Annotated in this window: 12 protein-coding genes (1 of these 12 cut by a window edge); 6 read left to right on the top strand and 6 right to left on the bottom strand. The window is 68.1% G+C overall.

The features are described 5' to 3' along the window. Positions 1-62: 62 nt before the first annotated feature. From ON43_RS30135 to ON43_RS30125, 3 genes are all read right to left on the bottom strand, one after another. Entirely contained in the window at positions 63-824 is a 762-nt protein-coding gene (locus ON43_RS30135) for an SDR family NAD(P)-dependent oxidoreductase (protein WP_040813025.1), read from the bottom strand. Positions 825-904: 80 nt separating this feature from the next. Continuing rightward, the gene (locus ON43_RS30130; RefSeq protein ID WP_040813009.1) at positions 905-1,486 is read right to left on the bottom strand and encodes a TetR/AcrR family transcriptional regulator; all 582 of its coding nucleotides are present in this window, start codon (positions 1,484-1,486) and stop codon (positions 905-907) included. A 46-nt stretch (positions 1,487-1,532) separates the two neighbouring features. After that, positions 1,533-2,642, bottom strand: coding sequence for an epoxide hydrolase family protein (locus tag ON43_RS30125; RefSeq protein WP_040813008.1), 1,110 nt, complete (start codon positions 2,640-2,642; stop codon positions 1,533-1,535). A gap of 62 nt (positions 2,643-2,704) precedes the next feature. Between ON43_RS30125 and ON43_RS30120 the strand changes: the two genes are divergently transcribed. Then, on the top strand, positions 2,705-3,667 hold the full coding sequence (locus ON43_RS30120; protein WP_040813023.1) for a helix-turn-helix transcriptional regulator: 963 nt from the start codon (positions 2,705-2,707) through the stop codon (positions 3,665-3,667). Here ON43_RS30120 and ON43_RS30115 read toward each other — a convergent pair. Further along, a complete protein-coding gene (locus ON43_RS30115) occupies positions 3,664-4,389 on the bottom strand; it encodes an ABC transporter ATP-binding protein (RefSeq protein ID WP_040813006.1) in 726 nt (241 codons plus the stop codon). The two genes, ON43_RS30120 and ON43_RS30115, sit on opposite strands and share 4 nt — an antisense overlap. Before the next feature lie 38 nt (positions 4,390-4,427). Continuing rightward, complete coding sequence (locus ON43_RS30110; protein ID WP_040813004.1) at positions 4,428-5,477, bottom strand: ABC transporter permease; 1,050 nt, start codon at positions 5,475-5,477, stop codon at positions 4,428-4,430. A gap of 129 nt (positions 5,478-5,606) precedes the next feature. On the opposite strand from ON43_RS30110, the gene ON43_RS30105 reads away from it, so the two are divergent. Next, a complete protein-coding gene (locus tag ON43_RS30105) occupies positions 5,607-6,761 on the top strand; it encodes a sensor histidine kinase (protein ID WP_040813002.1) in 1,155 nt (384 codons plus the stop codon). Then, complete coding sequence (locus ON43_RS30100; protein ID WP_040813000.1) at positions 6,758-7,393, top strand: LuxR C-terminal-related transcriptional regulator; 636 nt, start codon at positions 6,758-6,760, stop codon at positions 7,391-7,393. The genes ON43_RS30105 and ON43_RS30100 overlap by 4 nt, the downstream gene beginning before the upstream one ends. 19 nt (positions 7,394-7,412) lie before the next feature. Here ON43_RS30100 and ON43_RS30095 read toward each other — a convergent pair whose 3' ends face one another. After that, positions 7,413-7,997: a Uma2 family endonuclease gene (locus tag ON43_RS30095; protein ID WP_040812998.1), complete on the bottom strand. Its 585-nt coding sequence runs from the start codon at positions 7,995-7,997 to the stop codon at positions 7,413-7,415. Between the two features lie 105 nt (positions 7,998-8,102). On the opposite strand from ON43_RS30095, the gene ON43_RS30090 reads away from it, so the two are divergent. The 3 genes from ON43_RS30090 to ON43_RS30080 all read left to right on the top strand — a co-directional run. Further along, positions 8,103-8,528, top strand: coding sequence for a PPOX class F420-dependent oxidoreductase (locus ON43_RS30090; RefSeq protein ID WP_040812996.1), 426 nt, complete (start codon positions 8,103-8,105; stop codon positions 8,526-8,528). A gap of 92 nt (positions 8,529-8,620) precedes the next feature. Beyond that, positions 8,621-9,379, top strand: a complete 759-nt coding sequence (gene cobM / locus ON43_RS30085; RefSeq protein WP_040813021.1) for a precorrin-4 C(11)-methyltransferase — start codon at positions 8,621-8,623, stop codon at positions 9,377-9,379. 298 nt (positions 9,380-9,677) lie between these two features. Beyond that, positions 9,678-22,595: part of a non-ribosomal peptide synthetase coding region (locus tag ON43_RS30080; RefSeq protein ID WP_040812994.1), annotated on the top strand (this coding region is incomplete at its 3' end). 14,194 nt of the annotated region lie beyond the right edge of the window; the window shows 12,918 of its 27,112 annotated nt.

Below are 22,595 nucleotides of genomic sequence, written 5' to 3'. Positions count from 1 at the left end.
CCTACTTCCAATTTGCTATTGAAAGTTCGCAGCGCCCGGCAGTCGACTGTGAGATCGCGGGATCAGGCGGTGGCGCCGCCGTCGATGACGAGATCGTGGCCGATGACGAAACTGGATTCGGGGGAGGCCAGCCACACCACCGCGGCCGCGATCTCCGCGGGATCGCCGACTCGGCCGAGCGGATTCGCGGTGGCCATGCGGGCATCACGATCCTCGCGAGTTTCACCGGGGCGGAAGGACATTCGGGTATCGGTCGCGCCCGGACTCACCGCATTGATGCGAATGCCTTCGCCGATATGGTCGCGGGCGGCGGTCTGGGTCAGCACGCTCACGGCGGCCTTGGAGGCGGCATAGGCGGCCAATCCCGGGCGGCGGCCGTGCGAGCCGATATTCGACGCCATATTCACGATGACACCGCCGCCATTGCCGCGCATATGAGAGATCTCGTGCTTCATGGACAGGAAAACGCCGTTCAGATTGACATCGAGGACCCGATGCCAGTCATTGTCGTCCATATCGCCGACCGGTGCGGGTGTGCCCAGGATTCCGGCATTGTTGAAGGCCACGTGCAGGCCGCCGTGGCGGCGCACCACCTCCTCGACCACGGCCGCGACCTGGTAGGCGTCGGTGACGTCGGCGACCACCCAGTCCAGCTTGCCGCCGTCGGCACTGATTTCCGCGGCGGTCTTCGCGAGTTGCTCGGCATTCCGGCCCGCGAGGACCACGGTGGCTCCACGGTCGGCGAAGGCCTGCGCGGTTGCCGTCGCGATCGTGCCGGCGCCACCGGTGATGAGGACAACTTTTTCGTCGAATCGGGCGCTCATGTGAATCAGCAACTCCTATGTAGAACGATCGGTCTTGAATTCGGACGGCCGGGATGACTGTGGATGAATCGCAAAGACGTTCAGGCGAGCAGGGATACGGCGGTTCGGGCCGCATCACGCAGGCGCGCAGCGGAATCCGGCGTGCGCTCGAGAACTCGGACACCCTGGAAGAAGACCAGCAGGAAACGGGCGAGTGCGCGCGGATCGGAATCCGCGGACAATTCACCCTGCGCGCGGGCGCGCAGCAGGGCCGATGTGAGAGTCGTTTCGAAGTGGGTCCAGCTGGACTCGACCAGCCTCGCGACGGCCTCGTCGCAACGCGCCATCTCGACGGCGCTGTTGACGACCATGCAGCCCAAATAGCTATCGGGACTGGAGGCTTCGCGAATGAACCGCTCCACCAACGCGCGCACCGCGGGCAGTACCGGGCCCGGCTGCGACAACTCGGCCATGATCACCGGATCGGTGCTGTCGAGGTAGCGCTGCAGGGCCTTCAGGTACAGCTCGCGCTTGCCGCCGAAGGTGGCGTAGATGCTCGCCTTGGCAATCCCAAGATGCGCAACGAGATCCGACATCGACGTCGCCTCGTAGCCGCGCTCCCAGAACAATTCGAGAGCGCGGCGCAGGACGGTGTCGGGATCGAACTCCTTGGTCCTTGCCATGGCGAGAACCTTACGTCTATCTAGACCGATTGGTCAAGAATGGGAGCTAGCGGAGCTTCGCGAAGAAAGTCTGGATATCGGCGGCGTGGGCCTCCGGGACGTCCATGGCCAGGAAGTGGTTGCCGGTATTGCCCTCGGGCCAGTGGACGATGGTGTTGTCCCGGTCGGCCAGGCGGCGCATGAGCGCGGAGCCGCCCGCGTACACGCCCACCGGGACCAGTTTCTGGCCGGCGGGCCAGGTGAAACCGTCGTCGCCCAGGCCGTTGTACATGGGCCAGGACGAGGTGGCGGCGGTATTGGTGAACCAGTAGACGGCGACGTTGGCGAGCAGGTGATCGCGGTCGACGGCTTCCTCGAGATGCGCTGCCAGCGGCGAGAATTCGTTGAACTTGTGGACCAGCCAGGCGAGCAGGCCGACGGGGGAGTCGGTCCAGGCGTGGGCGAAGGTCTGCGGGGCCTGGCGCAGCAGGACATGGTGGTTCACGCCGGACTGCCATTTCTGCATGAGGTCCCATTCGGCGAGTTCCTCGGCGGTCATGGTGGGGACGTCGGCCGCGGTGGGCAGGCCGATGCCGCCGTCGATATGAACGCCCACAATGTGTTCCGGATCGGCGATCGCCATTTCCTGGACCACGTACGCACCCAGATCGCCGCCCTGCACGCCGTAGCGGTCGTAGCCGAGCCGGGCCATGAGCTCCACCCACATGCGGGCCACGCGTTTCGGCTTCATCCCTGATTTGCCAGGCGCCTGCGAGAATCCGAAGCCGGGGACGGACGGGATCACCAGGTGGAACGACTTCGTCAGCAGCGGAATGGTTTTGGTGAATTCGACGAAGCTGTTCGGCCAGCCGTGAGTGAGGATGAGGGGCAGCGCGTCCGGGTCCTGTGAACGGATGTGGAGAAAGTGCACATCCAGGCCGTCGATCTCGGTCAGGAACTGCGGGTGGGCATTGAGTGCCGCTTCCTGTGCGCGCCAGTCGAATTCGGTGCGCCAGTACTCCGCGAGTTCGCGCAGATAGGCCACCGGCACCCCGCGCTCCCAGTCCTGGCCGGGTAGCTGCGCCGACCAGCGGGCGCGGGCCAGGCGATCGTGCAGGTCGTCCAGATCGGACTGCGGGATATCGATGCGAAACGGGCGAATCGCTGTGCTGTTCATATGTCCACCGTACGAACCATCTAGGACTACTCTCGTCCTATTTCCGGCGGAGGATGGAGGACATGAGCGATACACCCGCCCGGCTGCTCCGGCTGCTGTCCCTGCTGCAGACACCGCGCGAATGGCCGGGCAGTGAACTGGCCGAACGCCTCGGCGTCACCGACCGCACCGTTCGCCGCGATATCGACCGCCTGCGGGAGCTCGGCTATCCCGTCGAGGCCACCATGGGCGCCACCGGCGGGTACCGCCTGGTCGCCGGGGCCGCCATGCCGCCGCTGCTGGTCGACGACGAGGAGGCCGTCGCCATCGCCGTCGGCCTGCGCGCCGCCGCGGGCTCGTCCATCGCGGGCATCGAGGAGGCCTCGGTCCGGGCCCTCACCAAACTCGAACAGGTCCTCCCCACCAAACTCCGCCGCCGCGTCCGGGTGTTGGGCGCCGCCACCACCGCCCCCGGCGCCGCCAGTACCCCGATAGACCCGGAACTCCTCACCGCCCTCGCCGCGGCCGTAACCAACAGGGAGCGAGTCCGTTTCGCCTATCAGTCCGCCAGCGGATCCGAATCCCGCCGCAATATCGAGCCGGTCGGCCTGGTCCCCTACAAACAACGCTGGTACCTGGTCGGCTACGACCTCGACCGCGCCGACTGGCGCAGCTTCCGCGCCGACCGCATCGACCGCGTCCACGCCACCGGCGCCCGCTTCGCCCCGCGTGAGCTCCCCGCCGCCGACCCGGCCGCCTACGTCGTCGGGGCCCGAACCGACTGGGGCACACCGACCTTGCACTACCTGGTCGACATCGACGGACCGGCCGAAAAAGTAATCGGCCGACTGGGCGAGGCCCCGGGCGACGTGGTGCCCCGCGGCGACGACGCCTGCGTCCTGGACATGCACCGTGACGACGACCCCTTCTGGGTGGCCCACCGCCTGCTCGAGCTGGGATTCGACATCCACGTCCACGCCCCCACCGAGCTGGCCGACGAGATCCGCAAGATCGCCGACCGAGCCCGGCGAGCCGTCGAGGGCTAGGCGGCCAAGGCCGTGGATTGCTGGGTGAGGACGCCGTCGACCATGCGGTAGACGGAGTCCATTTGGTCCAGGTGGGACAGGTCGTGGGTAACCAGGAGGGTGGAGGCGCCGTGGTCGCGGACTATGCCGACGATCAGGTCGATGATGGCGGCGCCGCGTTCCTGGTCGAGGGCACTGGTGGGCTCGTCGATGACCAGCAGGGATGGATCGTTCATGAGGGCGCGGGCGATGTTGACGCGCTGGCGCTGGCCGCCGGAGAGTTGGGCGGGGCGCTTGTTCTCGTGACCGGTCAGACCGACCGCCGCGAGCAGATCCCGTGCGCGGGAACGGGCTTCGCGGCGCTTACCGGGGGAGACGAACCAGCTCTGGCCGAGGTGGACCATGGCCTCGAGCTGTTCGAGGGCGGTCAGGGCCGGAACCAGGTTGGACTGCTGGAAGACGATTCCGATCGAATCACGGCGCAGGGTCGCGGCGTCGCCGCGGCTCAGCGAGGTGAGATCGACCGTGCCGGTGGCGGTTTCGAGTTCCACCCGGCCCGAGTCCGGGCGCAGCAAGGTCGAGACGGTGGCCAGCAGGGTCGACTTACCGGAGCCGGAAGGGCCGGTGATGGCCGCGATCTCGCCGCCCGCCACGCGCAGATTCACGTGATCGAGGGCGGTGATGCGCTCCGCTCCGTCGGGGAAGGTGAGGGTCAGGTCGGAGACGGTGAGTGCGTTGGTCATCGCAATGCTCCTGGGAGACAAGGGAACTGTGGTGGTCATCAGCGGGCTTGGTTGAGGGCGGTCAGCGGGTCGGTGGTGACCAGGAAGCGCAGGGCGAAGGCCGCGCCCAGCAAGCCGAGGACGATCAGGGCCGCGGCGGGGAACAGGGTGGTGCTCACGCTGAGGATGAAGGGCACCGCGCCACCCATGAACAGCCCGGCGATGACCGTGATGCCAACGCCCACACCGACTCCGAGCAGCAGCACGATCAGGGCCTGGCTCAAGGCATCTCGGATCAGCGAGCCGGTGGTCGCGCCGAGCGCCTTCAGGGTCGCGATGTCCGGCTGCCGCTGCACGGTCCACACCGTGAAGAACGCGCCGATCACCAGGGCCGAGATGGCGAACAGCATGACGGTCATGAGCGTCAGCGAACCATTCTCGGCCTGGTAGGAGGCCATGGCGGAGAGCGAGTCCTTGGAACTGGTCGTCGTCGTGTGCGCGGAGGCGTTGACCGCCTTCTCATCGCTCACGCCGGAGACGGCGAGGATGGTGGCCGCACCCGAGTGCGGATTGAGGGTTTGCCAGTCGGACAGGGTCATCCACACCACGGGGGTGTGCGCGTACCAGTCGTCGTCGGTGACACCCTGCACGGTGTAGCTGGCCGAGCCCAGTTCGACGGTGTCGCCGGTCTTGGCATTCAGATCCTTGGCGGCCGCCTTGGACAGAATGACCGAGCCCGAATCGGTAGCCACACGCTTGCCGAATGGGGTTCCCTGGACGCCGAACAACGCCACCTGGGTGGGCGACGCGCCGTCGAGGGTGGCGCGGGTGCGGCTGATGCCGATCGGGTCGACGGTGCCGCCGGCTCGCTGCCAGGTCTGCACCTGCTCCTGGGTCAGGGTCGAGGCGTCGAAGGACGGTGACGAGCCGGTGTCGGAGAAGACGACCGTGTCGGTGTTCAAGGCCTGGATGGCGGAAATGTTCTGGTGCGCCAGGCCCGCCGTCAGGCCGCTGAGAAAGCTGACCAGCAGCGCGACCAGCGTGACCACCAGGGAAATGAGGAGGAAGCGGCCGCGGGCGGCCCGCAGATCTCGGAGTGCGACGAACATACATACAGCCTGTCGCCGAAACCGCTTCCGGCCATCGCGCCGCCGAACGAATCCCGCTCCGCCAACGGCACGGCGGCGTTTCCTACTTTCGATGGATGCCGGGGCAATAGCCGGGCATAAGCTGGTCGCGTGCATCGCTCGCCACTCACCCCTGTGTTCTCCGCCCTGCAGCTTGGGCTGCACGCGTTGGTGGTGGCATTGACCGTGGTCGTGGCCGTGCAGGAGGTTGTCGCCGGGTCGCACACGGCGGTGGTCATCGTGCTGGCCGGGCTCTTCCTCGGTGTCTATTTCGCGGGCGGCCGCTTCCGGCACGATCTGGTCGGCGCGCGGGTGTGGCTGGCGCTGCTGACGGTCCTCTGGCTGGGGTTGGTGACCGTCGCGCCCCTGGCCGTCTATCTGGTCTTCGGGCTGTTCTTCCTCTATTTGCACCTGCTGCCGCACTATTGGGGCCTGGTGGCGGTGACAGCCGCCACCGTCGTCGCGGTGGTCGGTTTCGCCGCGCACCGCGGCTGGACGGTCGCCGGGGTGATCGGGCCCATGCTGGGCGCACTGGTCGCGGTCGCCATCGGGCTCGGGTACGGTGCACTGTTCCGGGAGGCGGCCGAGCGGCAGCGGCTCATCGACGAATTGCTCGCCACCAGAAACACTCTCGCCGAGCAGGAGCGCACCGCGGGCAAGATGGCCGAGCGGGAGCGACTCGCCCAGGAGATCCACGACACGGTTGCCCAGGGGCTCAGCAGCATTCAGCTGCTGCTGCACGCCGTGGAGCGCGCCGCACCGGATCATCCGGCGCTGGAGAAGATCCGGCTGGCGCGCGAGACCGCCGCCGACAGCCTCGTCGAAACCCGCCATCTCATAGCCGAACTCACGCCTGCGCCGCTGGAGGGCCAGTCCCTCGCGGGCGCGCTCACCCGCGTCGCCGAGCGGGCCGCAGCGCCCGGCCTCGACGCCCAGGTGCTCGTGGAGGGTGACCCGCAGCGGCTGCCCATGCCCATCGAGGCCGCGCTGGTGCGCATCACCCAGGGCGCGGTCTCGAATGTGGTGCGGCACGCGCAGGCTCAGCGCATGCGGATCACCCTCACCTACGCCGATGACGCGGTGCACCTGGACGTGGTCGACGACGGTGTCGGTATCGCTCCCGCCGTGTTGGCCGAATCACCTTCCGGCAGTTTCGGTCTCAATGCCATGCGCAATCGTGTGGAGCAACAGGGCGGCACCATGGACGTCGAATCCGAACCCGGCCACACAGCCGTCACCGTCTCGTTCCCCTTGGAGGACCAGTGATCCGCATCCTCCTCGCCGACGACCACGCCATCGTCCGCGCGGGCCTGCGCGCCCTGCTCGACTCCGGGCTCGCCGAAACCGATTCCGACGACATCGAAGTCGTCGGCGAGGTCGCGACCGCCGAAGACTCCGTGTCCTTCTGCTCCACCACGCCGGTCGACCTGGTCCTCATGGACCTTCGCTTCGGCCCCGGCAAGTCCGGCGCCGAAGCCACCGCCGCCCTCCGCGCCCTCCCCAACCCGCCGAATGTCTTGGTAGTCACCAACTACGACACCGACGCCGACATCCTCGGCGCCATCGAAGCGGGCGCGGTCGGCTACATCCTCAAGGACACCCCACCCGCCGAACTCCTCGCAGCGGTCCGATCGGCCGCCGAAGGCGAAAGCGTCCTCTCCCCGTCGGTGGCTTCCCGCCTCATGACCCGAGTCCGCAAGCCCGACACCACATTGAGCCCCCGCGAAATCGAAGTCCTCCGCCTGGTAGCCGACGGCCACTCCAACCGAGAAATAGGCAAACGCCTCTTCCTCTCCGAAACCACCGTCAAATCCCACCTGGTCCACATCTACTCGAAACTCGGTGTCAAATCCCGAACCTCCGCCGTGGCCCGGGCCCGCGAACGCGGCGCCATCTGAGCCGTGACTCACTTGGGCGTCAGCGGACCCAGTCTTGCAGCGGTGTGGTGTCGATGATCAGGTCCAGCGGTGCCGGCACCGGCACCTGCTGGCCGAACGCATATTTGCAAATCTGTTGGTAGGCCTTGCCGTTCGGCTCGGCGTACACGACGACCTCGGCATTGTCACGATCGATGAGCAAGTAGAGGGGGATTTCGCTCTGTGCGAAGGCGCGCGGCTTCTCGATGCGATCTCGCCGGTTGGTATCGGAATCGCGTGAGGTGACTTCTACCGCCATAACCACTTGATCCGAGGGCGCCCATTCGCCGGTACCTACGAACGCTTCGAGTGGTGCAAGTACACCGTCTGGTCGGGCGCGGCCCTTGCGGTAGGACTCGACGGTCAACCCTTGGTTCTGGTGGAGCACCAATCCTGGGCTGAGGGGGAGCAGCAGCATCATCAGCCAGAGGATGATGCGATTGTGATCGCCGTCCGGCACGGCCTTGACCCCCATTCGCCCGCCGAGGTATTCGAGCTGCACACCTTCGGTTTCGCGCTCTGTCAAACGTGCGAGGGTTTCGAATTCATCGGTATCGATATCGGGCTCCCGATCGACGGCTGTCATGGCCTGCCTCCTGGGTCGATTCTACGAGCTACCCTGCCTCGCTACTCCGGTCGTTGCCGGTGTGGTGTGCGGTTGTTCGGTATTCGGAGCCGTTACGGTGGCGGGATGGCGACACTCTCCGACCCACGTGTACGCGAGTTCCTGACTGAGGGAACCCGGACCGGGAAGTTGGCGTTCGTTGCGGCGGATGGGCGGCCGTTGGTGGCGCCTATCTGGTTTGTGCTCGAGGGGGACGAGATTGTTTTCAATACCGGGAAGGGGACTGCCAAGGGGCGGTCTATTTTGCGGGATGGGCGGTTGAGTCTGGTGGTGGATGTTGCTGAGCCGCCGTATGCCTTTGTTCAGGTTCAGGGGGTGGCCGAGGTTTCGGAGGATCTGGATGAGTTGGTGCGGACCGCTACCGAGATCGGGGCTCGCTATATGGGTGCGGACCGGGCGGAGGAGTTCGGGAAGCGCAACGGCGTCCCGGGTGAGCTCGTCGTCCGTTTGCGGCCGACGAAGGTGATCGCGGACTTCAAGGTCAGCGGCTGATATCGCGACAGTGGCAGTCAGCGTGGTGCTCTTCGTCATCGCCGTGCTGGTGGCCGCCGGGCGGTTCTGAGGCCGTGTGCGAGACTCGGCCGGTGACAGTGCACTTCATCGGGGCCGGGCCGGGGGCGGCGGATCTGCTGACCTTGCGGGCGGTCGAGCTGCTGCGGCGGTCGCCGGTGTGTTTGTACGCGGGGACCTATCTGGATCCCGAGGTGCTGGCGCACTGTGCGCCGGATGCCGAGCTGATCGATACCCAGAAGCTGGATCTGGACGAGATCATCGCGCATTGCGCGCGGGCGCAGGCGCAGGGCAAGGACGTCGCCCGGCTGTGTTCGGGGGATCCCTCCTTATATTCAGCGCTCACCGAGCAGAAGGCCCGGCTCGACGCCCTGGGTATTCCGTGGGACGTGACGCCGGGCGTGCCCGCCTACGCGGCGGCCGCGGCCCTGCTGGGCGCGGAGCTGACCGTGCCGGAGCAGGTGCAGTCGGTGGTGTTGACTCGGACACATGCCCGCTCGACCGTTATGCCCGAATCGGAGTCGCTGGCCAACTTCGCGCGGACCCGGGCGACCCTGATCCTGCATCTGGCCATCACCCGGATCCGGACCCTGGCAGAGGAGTTGACACCGGACTACGGAGCCGACTGCCCGGTGGCCGTCGTCTACCGCGCGACCCAGCCCGAACAGCAGGTTCTGCGCGGCACCCTGGCCGATATCGCCGACCGCGTGGAGGCCGCCGGACTGCGGCAGGCGGCGGTGATTCTGGTGGGCGGAGCACTGGCCGAATCGGTCAACTGCGCGCAGTCGCACCTGTACGATCCTGCTCGCGATAGGTCGCATATCACTGGCTGAACGGCCGAAATGCGATGATAGCTAAGGGCTATGGCCCTTTCTGGTTGCGGCTTGCACCCTGACGGTAGATTGGACCGAGTGTCCGTCACCAAGATTGCGACTGTGGCCCGGCAAACGCCGGTGGGTGTGGTCGCGCCCATGTAACAAGATCGGCCAGCTGGGGGGATACCCCAGGGAGTCTCAATTTACGGTGAAGTGAGCCCCGAGCACTGGACGCCACGCTGAAGCGGTTGGCGTCCTGTTCGGGTTTATGGCGGGGAACGCTGCCGCGTGCGGTGTTCCGGAAGCGAGGTTTGGGTTGAACCGGCTGGATTTCGGCGGCAACGGCGACGCTGGCAGCGAAATCGCACCGGGAACGGGCGAGCTTTTCCCGTTGTCGCCCGCGCAGCTCGGTATCTGGTACTCCCAGCACCTGGACCCGCAGGTACCGATCAATATCGCCCAGTACGTGGAGCTGCGCGGCGAACTCGACATCGAGTTGCTCGAACGCGCCATGGTGCACGGCTCGGAGGAGTTCGGCTCGGGCTTCCTGCGCATCGTCGAACGTGACGGCGAGCCCATGCAGATGGTGGACCACTCGCTGGACCGCACCATCTACCACGTCGACTTCACCGCCGAGGCCGATCCCGCCGCGGCCGCCCACGCCTGGATGCGCGCCGACTACAGCGCCCCGCTGGAGCTGACCCGCGACCGTCTGATCAAGACGGCCATGTTGAAGCTGGCCGACGGCCATTACTACTGGTACGCCCGCATCCACCACATCGTGCTGGACGGCTTCGGCGCGGTGACCTACCTGACCCGCGTCGCCGAGCTGTACACCGCGTTCGTCAAGGGCGTCGAGCCCGCGCCGCACAAGCTCACCGATCTGCCCACCCTGGTCGAGCAGGAATTCGCCTACCGCGATTCCAGTCGCTTCAAGTCCGACAAGGAGTACTGGGCCGAGCGGGTCGCCGGGCTCGAGGACGGCACCAGCCTGGTCGGCCGTTCCGCGCCGCCGGCCGCCGTCAACCGGATCGCCACCGGTGCGCTCACCGGCGATCAGAACACCCTGCTGGACGAGGCCATCGCCCGCCACGAGTCCTCGCCCGCGGGCCTGCTCATCGCCGCGTTCGCCGCCTACCTCGCGCAGTGGACCGGCAATGAGGACGTCATCCTCTCGCTGCCGGTGACCGCTCGTACCACCGCGATCATGCGCCGCTCCGGTGGCGCCGCGTCGAATATCGTGCCGCTGCGCCTGCGTATCGGCCACGGCACCACCGTGTCCGAACTGCTCAAGCAGGTGACGGTCGAGGTCTCCGGCGCGCTGCGCCACCAGCGCTACCGGGCCGAGGACATTCGCCGCGACAGCGCGGGCGATTTCACCGGCGGCGACGTGGGCGCGCAGTTCTTCGGCCCGTGGGTCAACATCATGTTGTTCCACAACGAGGTCGTGCTCGGTGACATCACCGGTGAATACAGCGTGCTCTCAACGGGTTCCATTGAGGACCTGGGCGTCAACTTCTACCAGTCGGTGAAGGGCACCCGGAACCACATCGACTTCGAGACCAACCCGAACCTGTACTCCGAGGACGAGACCCAGCGCCATCACGCGCGGTTCCTGGAGTTCTTCGATCGCTTCCTGGCGGCGGGGGAGGGCCAGGCCGTCTGGGGCCTGCCCATCACCACCGCCTCCGAGCGCACCCGCACGCTGGTCGAGTGGAACGAGTCCGCGCACGAGGTGCCGGTCACGACGCTTCCGGCGTTGCTGGACAAGCAGATTCCGCTGAACGCCGATCGGGTCGCCGTCGAGTTCGAGGGCGAGCAGCTCACGTACGCCGAGTTCGGTGAGCGCGTCAACCGCCTGGCGCACTTCCTGATCGCGGACGGCGTCGGGCCGGAATCGCTGGTGGCCCTGGGCATGCGGCGTTCGCTGGACCTGGTGGTCGGCATGCACGCGGTGCTGCGCGCCGGTGGTGCGTACGTGCCGATCGATCCGGATCACCCGGCCGATCGCACCGCCTACATCCTGGAATCCGCGGGACCGGTCTGCGTATTGACCACCGCCCGCGACGAGCTCGAGCTGCCGGAGTCGGTGCGGCGCTTGGAGATCGACACCCTGGACGTGTCGGCGTACTCCGCTGAGCCGGTGACCGATGCCGACCGCATCGCCCCGCTGCGCCCGGACAACACCGCCTACGTCATCTACACCTCGGGCTCCACCGGCCGCCCCAAGGGCGTCGCGGTCACCCACCACGCCATCGTCAACCAGGAACTCTGGATGCTCGACGAGTATCCGATGACCGCGGACGACGTCTACCTGCAGAAGACCGCCACCACCTTCGACGTGTCGCTGTGGGGCTACTTCATGCCGCTGCTGGTCGGCGCGAAGCTGATCGTGGCCACCCCCGACGGCCACCGCGATCCGCTGTACGTGGCCGACATGATCGAGCGCCACGGCGTGACGGTCACCGACTTCGTGCCGTCCATGCTGACGGTCTTCGTCTCGCACGCGACGCGCGCCCAATGTGCCTCGCTGCGCTACGTTTTCGTGATCGGTGAGGCGCTGCCGCCGGAGACCGGCGCGGGCTTCCGCGCGATCTCGGACGCGGGCCTGCACAACCTGTACGGCCCCACCGAGGCCGCGGTCTCGGTCACCTACTGGGAGAACACCGAGGCCGACACCGTCACGGTGCCGATCGGTCTGCCCGAGTGGAATGTCGAAGTCTACGTACTGGATTCGCGTCTGCGCCCGGCCGCGATCGGTGCTTCGGGTGAGCTCTATCTCGCGGGCCGCCAGCTGGCGCGCGGCTACAAGGGTCGCCCGGATCTGACCTCGGATCGCTTCGTGGCCAACCCGTTCGGGACTTCCGAGCGCATGTATCGCACCGGTGACCTGGTGCGCTGGAACGAGTCCGGCGCGCTGGAGTACATCGGCCGCACCGACTTCCAGGTCAAGTTCCGCGGCCAGCGCATCGAGCTGGGCGAGATCGAGACCGATCTGCTCGCGCACCCGGCCGTGAGCCAGGCCGCCGTGCTGGTCATGGACACCGCGACCGGTCAGCAGCTGGTCGCCTACGTGGTACCGATGCCGGGCCTGACCGTGGACCCGGCCGAGCTGACCCGCTTCGTCGCCGAGAAGCTGCCGACCTACATGGTCCCGGCGGCGATCATGGTGCTGGATGCGTTCCCGCTCAACACCTCCGGCAAGCTGGACCGCAAGGCCCTGCCGGAGCCGGTGTTCAGCGCGGACGCCGCCGGTTACCGTGCGCCCCGCACCGCCGCCGAGGAGATCGTGGCGGGCGTGTTCGCCGATGTGCTCGGCCACGAACGCGTCGGCGTGGACGACAACTTCTTCGATCTGGGCGGCAACTCGCTGGTCGCCACCCAGGTGGTCGCCCGCATCTCGGCCGCGTTCTCGACGCGGCTGGGCGTGCGCGCGCTGTTCGAGACCCCGACGGTCGCCGGTCTGGCCGCGCGCGTGGAAGCCGCCGGCCCGTCCGATCTTTCGCGTCCGCCGCTGGTCGCGCAGGAGCGCCCGGAGCGGGTGCCGCTGTCGCTGGCGCAGCAGCGCATGTGGTTCCTCAACCAGTTCGACCCGACCGTCCCGACCTACAACCTGCCGTTCGTGGTGCGGATGCGCGGGCAGGTCGATATCGAGGCGCTGCAGCTGGCGCTGGGCGATGTGGTGGCGCGCCAGGAATCGCTGCGCACCATCTTCCCCGAGTCCGGTGACGGCGGCTTCCAGCGGGTGCTGCCGGTCGACGAGGTGGATCTGGGCATCGACATCGTCGACCTCGCCGAGGCCGAACTACCGTCGGCGCTGGCGGAATTCGCCTCGGCGGGCTTCGACGTGTCGACCCAGCTGCCGATCCGCGTGCGGGTGTTCCGCGTCGCCGACGAACCCGACGACGTCGATCTGGCCGTCGCCTTCGTCGTGCACCACATCGCCGCCGACGGCTTCTCGTTCGGCCCGCTCTCGCGCGATATGACCGCGGCCTACCTGGCCCGCATGTCCGGCCAGGAGCCGGCCTGGACGCCGCTGCCGGTGCAGTACCAGGACTTCAGCATCTGGCAGCGCGAGCTGCTGGGCTCGGAGTCGGATGCCGAATCCATGGCCGCCCGCCAGATCGCCTACTGGCGTGAGACTTTGGCGGGCCTGCCGGACCAGCTGGACCTGCCCTCGGACCGCCCGCGCCCGGCCGAACCGACGTTCGCCGGTGATCGGGTGCGCTTCGAGATCGACGCCGATCTGCACCGCCGCCTGGTCGAGCTGGCCCGCGCCAACGGCGTCAGCCTCTTCATGGTCATGCACGCCTCGATCGCGGTGCTGCTGGCCCGGCTGAGCGGGTCCACCGACATCTCGATGGGCACCCCGATCGCGGGCCGCGGCGAGCAGGCGCTCGACGATCTGATCGGCATGTTCGTCAACACCCTGGTGCTGCGCTCCGAGGTGGACGGCGACGAGCGCTTCGCCGACTTCCTGCGCCGCACACGGGAATCCGATCTCTCGGCCTTCGCGCACGCGGACGTTCCCTTCGAGCGACTGGTCGAGGTGCTCAACCCGGCGCGCTCGCAGTCGCGGCACCCGCTGTTCCAGGTCATGCTGTCGTTCCAGGAGATGTCGCACGCCGCGGTCGAACTGCCGGGCCTGTCGGTCAGCGCCGACGAGGTCGACGTCGACATCGCCAAGTTCGACCTGCAGTGGACGCTCACCGAGAAGCGCGGCGCCCAGGGCGATCTGCGCGGCATCGAGGCCGTCGCACAGTACGCGAGCGATCTGTTCGACAAGGCCACCGTCGAGTCCTTCACGACGCGACTGCTGCGCATCCTGGAGACGGTCACCGCCGATCCGGAAGCCGTCATCGGCGATATCGACCTGCTCGACGACGCCGAACTTGCGCTGGTCACCGGCGAATGGATCTCGGCGGGACCGGATTCCGGCCGCGAGCTCACCCTGGTCGACCTGTTCGAGACCGCGGTGGCCGAGCACGCCGACCGCACCGCCGTCGTCTTCGACGGCGAGCGCCTGACCTACAGCGAGCTCGACGAGCGCGCGAATCAGTTGGCGCGCGCCCTGATCGAGGCCGGGGCACGCCCCGACACCCTGGTCGCGGTGGCCCTGCCGCGCTCGGCCGATCTGGTCGTGGCGCTGCTGGCGGTGCTCAAGGCGGGCGCGGGCTACCTGCCGGTCGACCCGACCTATCCGGCCGAGCGCATCGCCTTCATGCTCTCCGACGCCGATCCGATCTGCGTGGTGACCACCGCCCGGCACGAATTGCAGCTGCCCGCAGCGGTTCCCGTGCTGACCGTGGACGATCCGGCTGTCGCGGAGCTGGATTCGTCACCGCTGACCGACGCCGATCGCCGCGGCACCCTGCGCCCGGCCGATATCGCGTACGTCATCTACACCTCGGGCTCCACCGGCCGCCCCAAGGGTGTGCTGATCCCGCACCGAAATGTGGTGCGGCTCTTCGACAACACCGATGCCTGGTTCCACTTCGACGAGAACGACGTGTGGACCATGTTCCACTCCTACGCGTTCGACTTCTCGGTGTGGGAGCTGTGGGGCCCGCTGCTGTTCGGCGGCACCCTGGTCGTGGTCGACTACTTCACCTCGCGCTCGCCCGAGCAGTTCCTGGAGCTGCTGCGCGAAGAGCGCGTGACGGTGCTCAACCAGACCCCGTCGGCGTTCTACCAGCTGGCCGAGATGGACCGGATCGCCGGCAAGTCCGCGGATCCGCTGTCGCTGCGCTATGTCGTGTACGGCGGTGAGGCGCTGGAGCTCCGCCGCCTCAACGACTGGTACAAGCGGCACGAGGACGACGCGCCGCGCCTGATCAACATGTACGGCATCACCGAGACCACGGTGCACGTCACCTACCGTGCGCTCGACAAGGCCGCGGTGGCCGCCGCCAACGGCAGCCTCATCGGCCAGGCCATCCCGGGCCTGCGGGTCTACCTGCTCGACACCCGCCTGCGCCCGGTGCCGGTGGGCGTGCCGGGTGAGATCTATGTCGCCGGTGAGCAATTGGCGCGCGGCTACCTGGGTCGCCCGGATCTGTCCGCGGCCCGCTTCGTGGCCAGCCCGTTCGACGGCGAGTCCGGCGCCCGGCTGTACCGCTCCGGCGATATGGCCAAGTGGAGCGCCGAGGGCGATCTGGTCTACCTCGGCCGCGCCGACGACCAGGTCAAGGTGCGCGGCTTCCGCATCGAGCTCGGCGAGATCGAGGCGGCCGTGCTGGCGCGCCCGCAGGTCAGCCAGGCCGCGGTGATCGTGCGCTCGGACGACCGGCTCGGCGATCAGATCGTGGCGTACCTGGTTCCGGCCAGCGGCGTGATCGATCTGGACGCGGTGAAGGCCGGTGTGCAACGCAACCTTCCGGCCTATATGGTGCCGTCGGCTTACGTTGTGCTGCACGAGATCCCGCTGACCCCGAACGGCAAGCTGGATCGCCGCGCCCTGCCCGCGCCCGCCTTCGAGGTGCGCGAGTTCCAGGCCCCGGCCACTCCCATCGAGGAGATCGTCGCCGAGGTCTTCGCCGATGTGCTGGAGCTGGGTTCCGACCACCGCGTCGGTGCGCACGACGACTTCTTCACCCTCGGCGGCAACTCGCTGATCGCCACCCAGGTGGCGGCCCGGCTGGGTACCGCGCTCGACACCAAGGTGCCGGTGCGCGCGCTGTTCGAGGCCCCGACCGTCGCGGGCCTGGCCGCGCGGGTGGAGTCGCAGGTCGGTGCGGGCGCGCGCAAGGCCCTGGTGGCCCGCGACCGGCCGGCCGATGTGCCGCTTTCCCTTGCGCAGCAGCGCATGTGGTTCCTCAACCGCTTCGACACCGCCTCGGCGGTGAACAACATCCCGGTCGCCATCCGGTTGACCGGTGAGCTGGATATCGCGGCCCTGCAGGTCGCGGTCATCGACGTGATCGATCGCCACGAGTCGCTGCGCACCGTCTTCCCGGAGACGGCGCACGGCCCGGTCCAGCAGATCCTGGACGCCGCGCAGATCGTGCCCGACCTGACGCCGGTGCCGGTCACCGAGGCCAACCTCATCGACCACTTGGTCGAGTTGGCCACCACGGCTTTCGACGTCACCGACGAAGTGCCTTTGCACGCGGCGCTTTTCGAGATCAGCGAGTCCGAGTACATCCTCGGCATGGTGGTCCACCACATCAGCGCGGACGGCTGGTCCATGGGCCCGCTGGCCCGCGATGTCATGGTCGCCTACGCCGCCCGCACCTCGTGGGAGGCTCCGGCCTGGGCGGAACTGCCGGTGCAGTACGCCGACTACGCGCTGTGGCAGCGCGAGGTGCTGGGTTCGGAGAACGATCCGGAGTCGTTGATCGCCAAGCAGATCCGGTACTGGACCGACGCGCTGGCCGATCTGCCCGACGAGCTGGTGCTGCCCTCGGACCGGCCGCGTCCGGCGGTGGCCAGCTACCAGGGCGGGACCTACCCGTTCGCCATCTCCGCCGAGACCCAGCAGGCGCTGGTGGAGTTGGGCCGCAGCCACAATGCCTCGCTGTTCATGGTCATGCACAGTGCGCTGGCGGTGCTGCTGGCCCGGCTCTCGGGGACCTCCGATATCGCGATCGGCACTCCGGTGCACGGCCGCGGTGAGGCCGCCCTCGACGATCTGATCGGCATGTTTGTCAACACCCTGGTGCTGCGCACCGAGGTGGACGGCGCGGAGACCTTCGCCGATCTGCTGGCCCGCTCCCGCGATGCCGACCTGCACGCCTTCGCGCACGCGGACGTGCCGTTCGAGCGGCTGGTCGAGGTCATCAACCCGGCGCGTTCGCAGTCCCGGCACCCGCTGTTCCAGGTCATGCTGACCTTCCAGAACACCCGGCAGGCCAGTCTGGAACTGCCCGGCCTGTCGGTCAACGGCATCGACTACGACGCCCGCCTGGCCAAGTTCGACCTGCAGCTGACCCTGCAGGAGGCCCAGGACGACCATGGCGAGAACGCGGGCATGTCCGCCGAGATCTCCTACGCGCTGGACCTTTTCGACGAGCCGACCATCGAGGCGTTCGCGCGGCGACTGGATCTGATCCTGGCCGCCGTCATCGAGAACCCGGAGCTGCCGCTCGGGGATATCGACCTGCTCGTCGGCGATGAGGGCACGCGCGTTCTGCGCGACTGGAACGACACCGCGCACGAGATCGAACCGGGCACGCTGGTGTCGCTGTTCGAGGCGCAGGCTCTGACCAGCCCCGATGCGCCCGCCGTGGAGTTCGAGGGGACAAGTCTGTCCTACGCCGAGTTCTCGGCGCGGGTGCACAAGCTGGCCCGCAAGCTCATCGCGCAAGGCGTCGGCGCGGAATCGCATGTGGCGCTGGCCATCCGGCGCTCGCTGGATCTGGTCGTCGCCATGTACGCCGTGCTGGAGGCCGGTGGCGCGTACGTGCCGCTGGATCCCGATCAGCCCGATGAGCGCATCGACTACGTGCTCGACACCGCGCGCCCGGCCGCCATCCTGACGACCAGCCGCGACGACTTCGTCACCGGCCGCAATGTGCCGGTCCTCGAGGTCGACACCCTCAACCTGGACGCCTACTCCGACGCTCCGATCGCGGATGCCGAACGGGGACAGGCGATCCGGCCCGAGCACACCGCGTACGTCATCTTCACCTCCGGTTCGACCGGCCGCCCCAAGGGTGTCGCCGTCGAGCACGGCGCGATCGTGAACCGCCTGCTGTGGATGCAGCACGAGTACCCGATCGACGCGAACGACGCTGTGCTGCAGAAGACTCCGGCGACCTTCGACGTGTCGGTGTGGGAGTTCTTCTGGCCCTTGCAGACCGGTGCGCGGCTGGTGGTCGCCAAGCCGGACGGGCACCGCGATCCGGTGTACCTGGCGCAGATCATCGCCGACGCCGGCATCACCACCGCGCACTTCGTGCCGTCGATGCTGTCGGTGTTCGTGGCCACGCTCGGCAACGAGAACGGTGACTCCGCGGTTGCCGCAACGCGTTTGCGGCAGGTCTTCGCCTCCGGTGAGGCGCTGCCCGCGCCGACCGCGCAGAAGCTGCGTGAGCTGACCGGCGCGCGGCTGCACAACCTGTACGGCCCCACCGAGGCCGCCGTCGACGTCACCTACCACGAGGTCGTCGACGCCGACACCGTGTTCGTGCCGATCGGCCGTCCGGTGTGGAACACCCGGACCTACGTGCTCGACTCGCGCCTGAACGCGGTCGCGCCGGGTGTCGCGGGTGAGCTCTATCTGGCGGGCGATCAGCTGGCCCGCGGCTACCTGGGCCGTCCGGACCTGTCCGCCGATCGCTTCGTGGCGAACCCGTTCGCCGTGGGCGAGCGCATGTACCGCACGGGTGACCTCGTCTCCTGGACCGCCGATGGCGAGCTGAACTACCTGGGCCGCACGGACTTCCAGGTGAAGCTGCGTGGTCTGCGCATCGAGCTGGGTGAGATCGAGGCGGCACTGCTGGCGCAGCCGTCGGTGGCCCAGTCGGTTGTGGTGGTCCGCACCGACGCCCATGCCGGTGATCAGCTCGTGGGTTACGTTGTCCGCGAAACGGATTCGGTCGTCGACATCGATGCGGTGAAGAGCTCCTTGGCCAGCTCGCTGCCCGCCTACATGGTTCCGGCCGCGATCGTCGTGCTGGACGCCTTCCCGGTGAACGCCTCCGGCAAGCTGGACCGCAAGGCCCTGCCAGCTCCGGTGTTCGAGGCCAAGCGGTTCCGCGCACCCTCGACCCCGATCGAGGAGATCATCGCGCAGATCTTCGCCGATCTGCTCGGTATCTCCGGATCGGAGAATGGCACCGGGCGCGTGGGCGTGGACGACGACTTCTTCGAGCTGGGCGGCAACTCGCTGGTCGCCACCCAGGTGGTGGCGCGGCTGTCGGCGGCGCTGTCCGCCGAGATCGGCGTGCGCGCCCTGTTCGAGGCCCCGACCGTGGCGGCGCTGGCCGCCCGCGTGGAATCGCACGCGGGAACCGGTGTGCGCCAGGCGCTCACGGTGCAGACCCGGCCCGAGTACCCGCCGCTATCGCTCGCACAGCAGCGCATGTGGTTCCTCAACCGGTTCGATCCGGAGTCGGCCGCCAACAACATCCCCGCCGCTGTAAGGCTCACCGGCGCCCTGGATCTCGACGCCATGCGCGGCGCCATCGCCGATGTGATCGCGCGCCACGAATCGCTGCGCACCATCTACCCGTCGCACGAGGGCGTCGCCTACCAGAAGGTGCTGCCCACCGGCCGCGCCGTGCCCGAGCTCGAGGTCATGGACGTGACCGAGGGCGAGCTGTACGCCGCGGTCTACGCCTTCGCGGCGCAGGGCTTCGACGTCACCGCGGAAACCGCGGTGCGCCTGCGCGCCTACCGTCTGGCCGCGGACGACCACGTGCTGGTGCTGGTGGCCCACCACATCGCCGCCGACGGTTTCTCGATGAACCCGCTGGTGCGCGACCTCATGGCCGCCTACATCGCGCGCAGCCACGGCGAGACCCCGGGCTGGACCGACCTGCCGGTGCAGTACGCGGATTACGCGCTGTGGCAGCGGGAAACGCTGGGCTCCGAAGAGGATCCGCGCTCGCTCATCACCGAGCAGCTGGACTACTGGCGAGAGACGCTGTCCGGACTGCCGGATGAGCTGCGGCTCTCGGCCAAGCCACGTCCGGCCGTTGCGTCCTACGACGCGGGCACCCACCGCTTCCAGGTCCCGGGCGAGCTCATCGCCGGGCTGAACCGAGTGGCGCAGACCAACGGCACCACCCTGTTCATGGTGGTGCACAGCGCTTTTGCCGCGCTGCTGGCCCGCCTGAGCGGCACCGACGACATCGCCGTCGGTATTCCGGTGGCCGGTCGTGGTGAGCAGGCGCTCGACGATCTCGTCGGCATGTTCGTCAATACCCTGGTGCTGCGGGCGTCCGTGGACACCGGCGCGAGCTTCACCGAACTGCTGAAGTCGGTGCGCGAGCGCGACCTTCAGGCCTTCGCTCACGCGGATGTCCCGTTCGAGCGGCTCGTCGAGGTGCTCAACCCGGCGCGTTCGCAGGCGCGGCACCCGCTGTTCCAGGTCATGCTGTCGTTCCAGAACCTCGGCCGCACCTCGCTGGAACTGCCGGGTCTGAGCGTGTCCGAGCTGGCCATCGATCAGCAGTCGGCCAAGTTCGATCTGCAGATGACGTTGAGCGAGGTTGTGGACGGGGACTCGGCCATGGATGCCGAACTCGTCTACACGACAGACCTTTTCGACGCCCAGTTCGCCGATGTCTTCGCCCAGCGCTTCGTCGCCATGCTCACCGCCGTGGCGGCCGATCCGACCCAGCTGGTCGGCGAGGTCGAGCTGCTCAGCGACTGCGAGCGCCGCAAGCTGCTGCTCGGCTGGAACGAGACCGCGTTCGAGCTGGACACCGCGCTGCCGGAGGCGACGGAAGGCGCCGCGGCGACGCTGGTTTCGCTGTTCGAGGCGCAGGTCGCGCTGACTCCCGAAGCGACCGCAGTCACGTTCGAGGGGACAAGTCTGTCCTACGCCGAGTTCGCGGCGCAGGCGCGGCAGCTGGCTCGCCACCTCATCGTCGAGGGTGTCGGCCCGGATTCCTATGTGGCCCTTGGCATGCGCCGTTCGCTCGAGCTACTGGTCGGCATGTACGCCGTCACGCTGGCAGGCGGCGCGTACGTGCCGCTGGACCCGGACCACCCGGTCGAGCGCAACCAGTACGTGCTCGAGACCGCCCAGCCGGTGTGCGTGCTCACCACCTCGCGCGATGCTTTCGAGGTCGCAATCCCTCGTCATCCCGGCGCGCTTCTTGGCCGGGATCCACACGGCGAGGTGGATTCCGGCCAAAAGCACGCCGGAATGACGGGGGTGCTGCTGCTCGATGAGTTGGACGTGTCCCACTATTCCGATGCGGTGATCACCGACGTCGACCGGCGCGCCCCGCTGCGTCCGGAGAACACCGCGTACGTGATCTTCACGTCGGGTTCGACCGGCCGCCCCAAGGGCGTCGCGGTCTCGCACGCGGCCATCGTGAACCGCCTGGTGTGGATGCACGCCCAGTACGGGCTGGCCGCCTACGACGTGGTGCTGCAGAAGACCCCGGCCACCTTCGACGTGTCGGTGTGGGAGTTCTTCTGGCCGTTGCAGGTCGGCGCGCGCCTGGTGGTCGCCAAGCCGGACGGCCACCGCGATCCGGCCTACTTGGCCGAAATCATCGTGCGCGAGGGCGTCACGGTCACCCACTTCGTGCCGTCCATGCTGGCGGTCTTCGTGGCCGAGCCCGCGGCGGCCGAATGCGTCAGCCTCACCAATGTCTTCGCCTCCGGTGAGGGTCTGCCCGCGCCGACCGCGCAGAAGCTGCGGCAGCTGACCGGTGCGCGCCTGCACAACCTGTACGGCCCCACCGAGGCCGCGGTCGACGTGACCTTCCACGAGGTCACCGATGCCGACATCACCTCGGTGCCGATCGGTGCGCCGGTCTTCAACACCCAGGTGTACGTGCTGGATTCGCGTCTGAAGCCGGTTCCGGTGGGTGTCGCGGGTGAGCTCTACCTGGCGGGCGATCAGCTCGCCACCGGGTACGTGGCCCGCCCCGACCTGACCGCGGATCGCTTCGTGGCCAACCCGTTCGGCGACGGCAAGCGCATGTACCGCACCGGTGACCTCGTCACCTGGACGGGCAATGGCGAGCTGGAGTACCTGGGCCGCACCGACTTCCAGGTGAAGCTGCGCGGTCTGCGCATCGAGCTGGGCGAGATCGAGTCGGCGCTCGTCGCGCTGCCGTCGGTCGCCCAGGCCGTCGTGGTCGTTCGACACGACGAGCGCACCGGGGATCAGCTGGTCGGCTACCTCATCGCGGCGGATGGCTGGGTAGATGTCGATGAGGTGCGGGACGCTGTCGCCGAACAGCTTCCGGCCTACATGGTCCCGGCCGCGTTCATGGTGCTGGACGCCTTCCCGCTCAACGCCTCCGGCAAGCTGGACCGCAAGCAGCTGCCCGCCCCGACCTTCGCCGTGCGCGCCTTCCGCGCGCCGGAGACCCCGGTGCAGCAGACCGTCGCCGGCACCATCGCCGATGTGCTCGGCCTGGACCGGGTCGGCCTGGACGACGACTTCTTCGAGCTCGGCGGCAACTCGCTGATCGCCACCCAGGTGATCGCGCGCCTGTCGGCCGCCCTCGACGCCGACATCCCGCTGCGCACGCTGTTCGAGGCCACCACCGTGGCTTCGCTTGCCGCGCAGCTGGAATCGCGCGTCGGTACCGGCGCCCGCGCG

The organism is Nocardia concava NBRC 100430 (genome assembly GCF_000308815.1).
Taxonomy (GTDB): domain Bacteria; phylum Actinomycetota; class Actinomycetes; order Mycobacteriales; family Mycobacteriaceae; genus Nocardia; species Nocardia concava.
The sequence above is the reverse complement of the archived record's forward strand: the minus strand, read 5'-3'. Positions and strand labels throughout refer to the sequence as shown.

Excerpts from the sequence above, each read along its gene's own strand:
- ON43_RS30125 (WP_040813008.1), bottom strand. The coding sequence starts at position 2,642 with ATGAACAGCACAGCGATTCGCCCGTTTCGCATCGATATCCCGCAGTCC.
- ON43_RS30115 (WP_040813006.1), bottom strand. The coding sequence starts at position 4,389 with ATGACCAACGCACTCACCGTCTCCGACCTGACCCTCACCTTCCCCGAC.
- ON43_RS30095 (WP_040812998.1), bottom strand. The coding sequence starts at position 7,997 with ATGACAGCCGTCGATCGGGAGCCCGATATCGATACCGATGAATTCGAA.
- ON43_RS30120 (WP_040813023.1), top strand. The coding sequence starts at position 2,705 with ATGAGCGATACACCCGCCCGGCTGCTCCGGCTGCTGTCCCTGCTGCAG.
- ON43_RS30110 (WP_040813004.1), bottom strand. The coding sequence starts at position 5,477 with ATGTTCGTCGCACTCCGAGATCTGCGGGCCGCCCGCGGCCGCTTCCTC.
- ON43_RS30130 (WP_040813009.1), bottom strand. The coding sequence starts at position 1,486 with ATGGCAAGGACCAAGGAGTTCGATCCCGACACCGTCCTGCGCCGCGCT.
- ON43_RS30090 (WP_040812996.1), top strand. The coding sequence starts at position 8,103 with ATGGCGACACTCTCCGACCCACGTGTACGCGAGTTCCTGACTGAGGGA.
- ON43_RS30135 (WP_040813025.1), bottom strand. The coding sequence starts at position 824 with ATGAGCGCCCGATTCGACGAAAAAGTTGTCCTCATCACCGGTGGCGCC.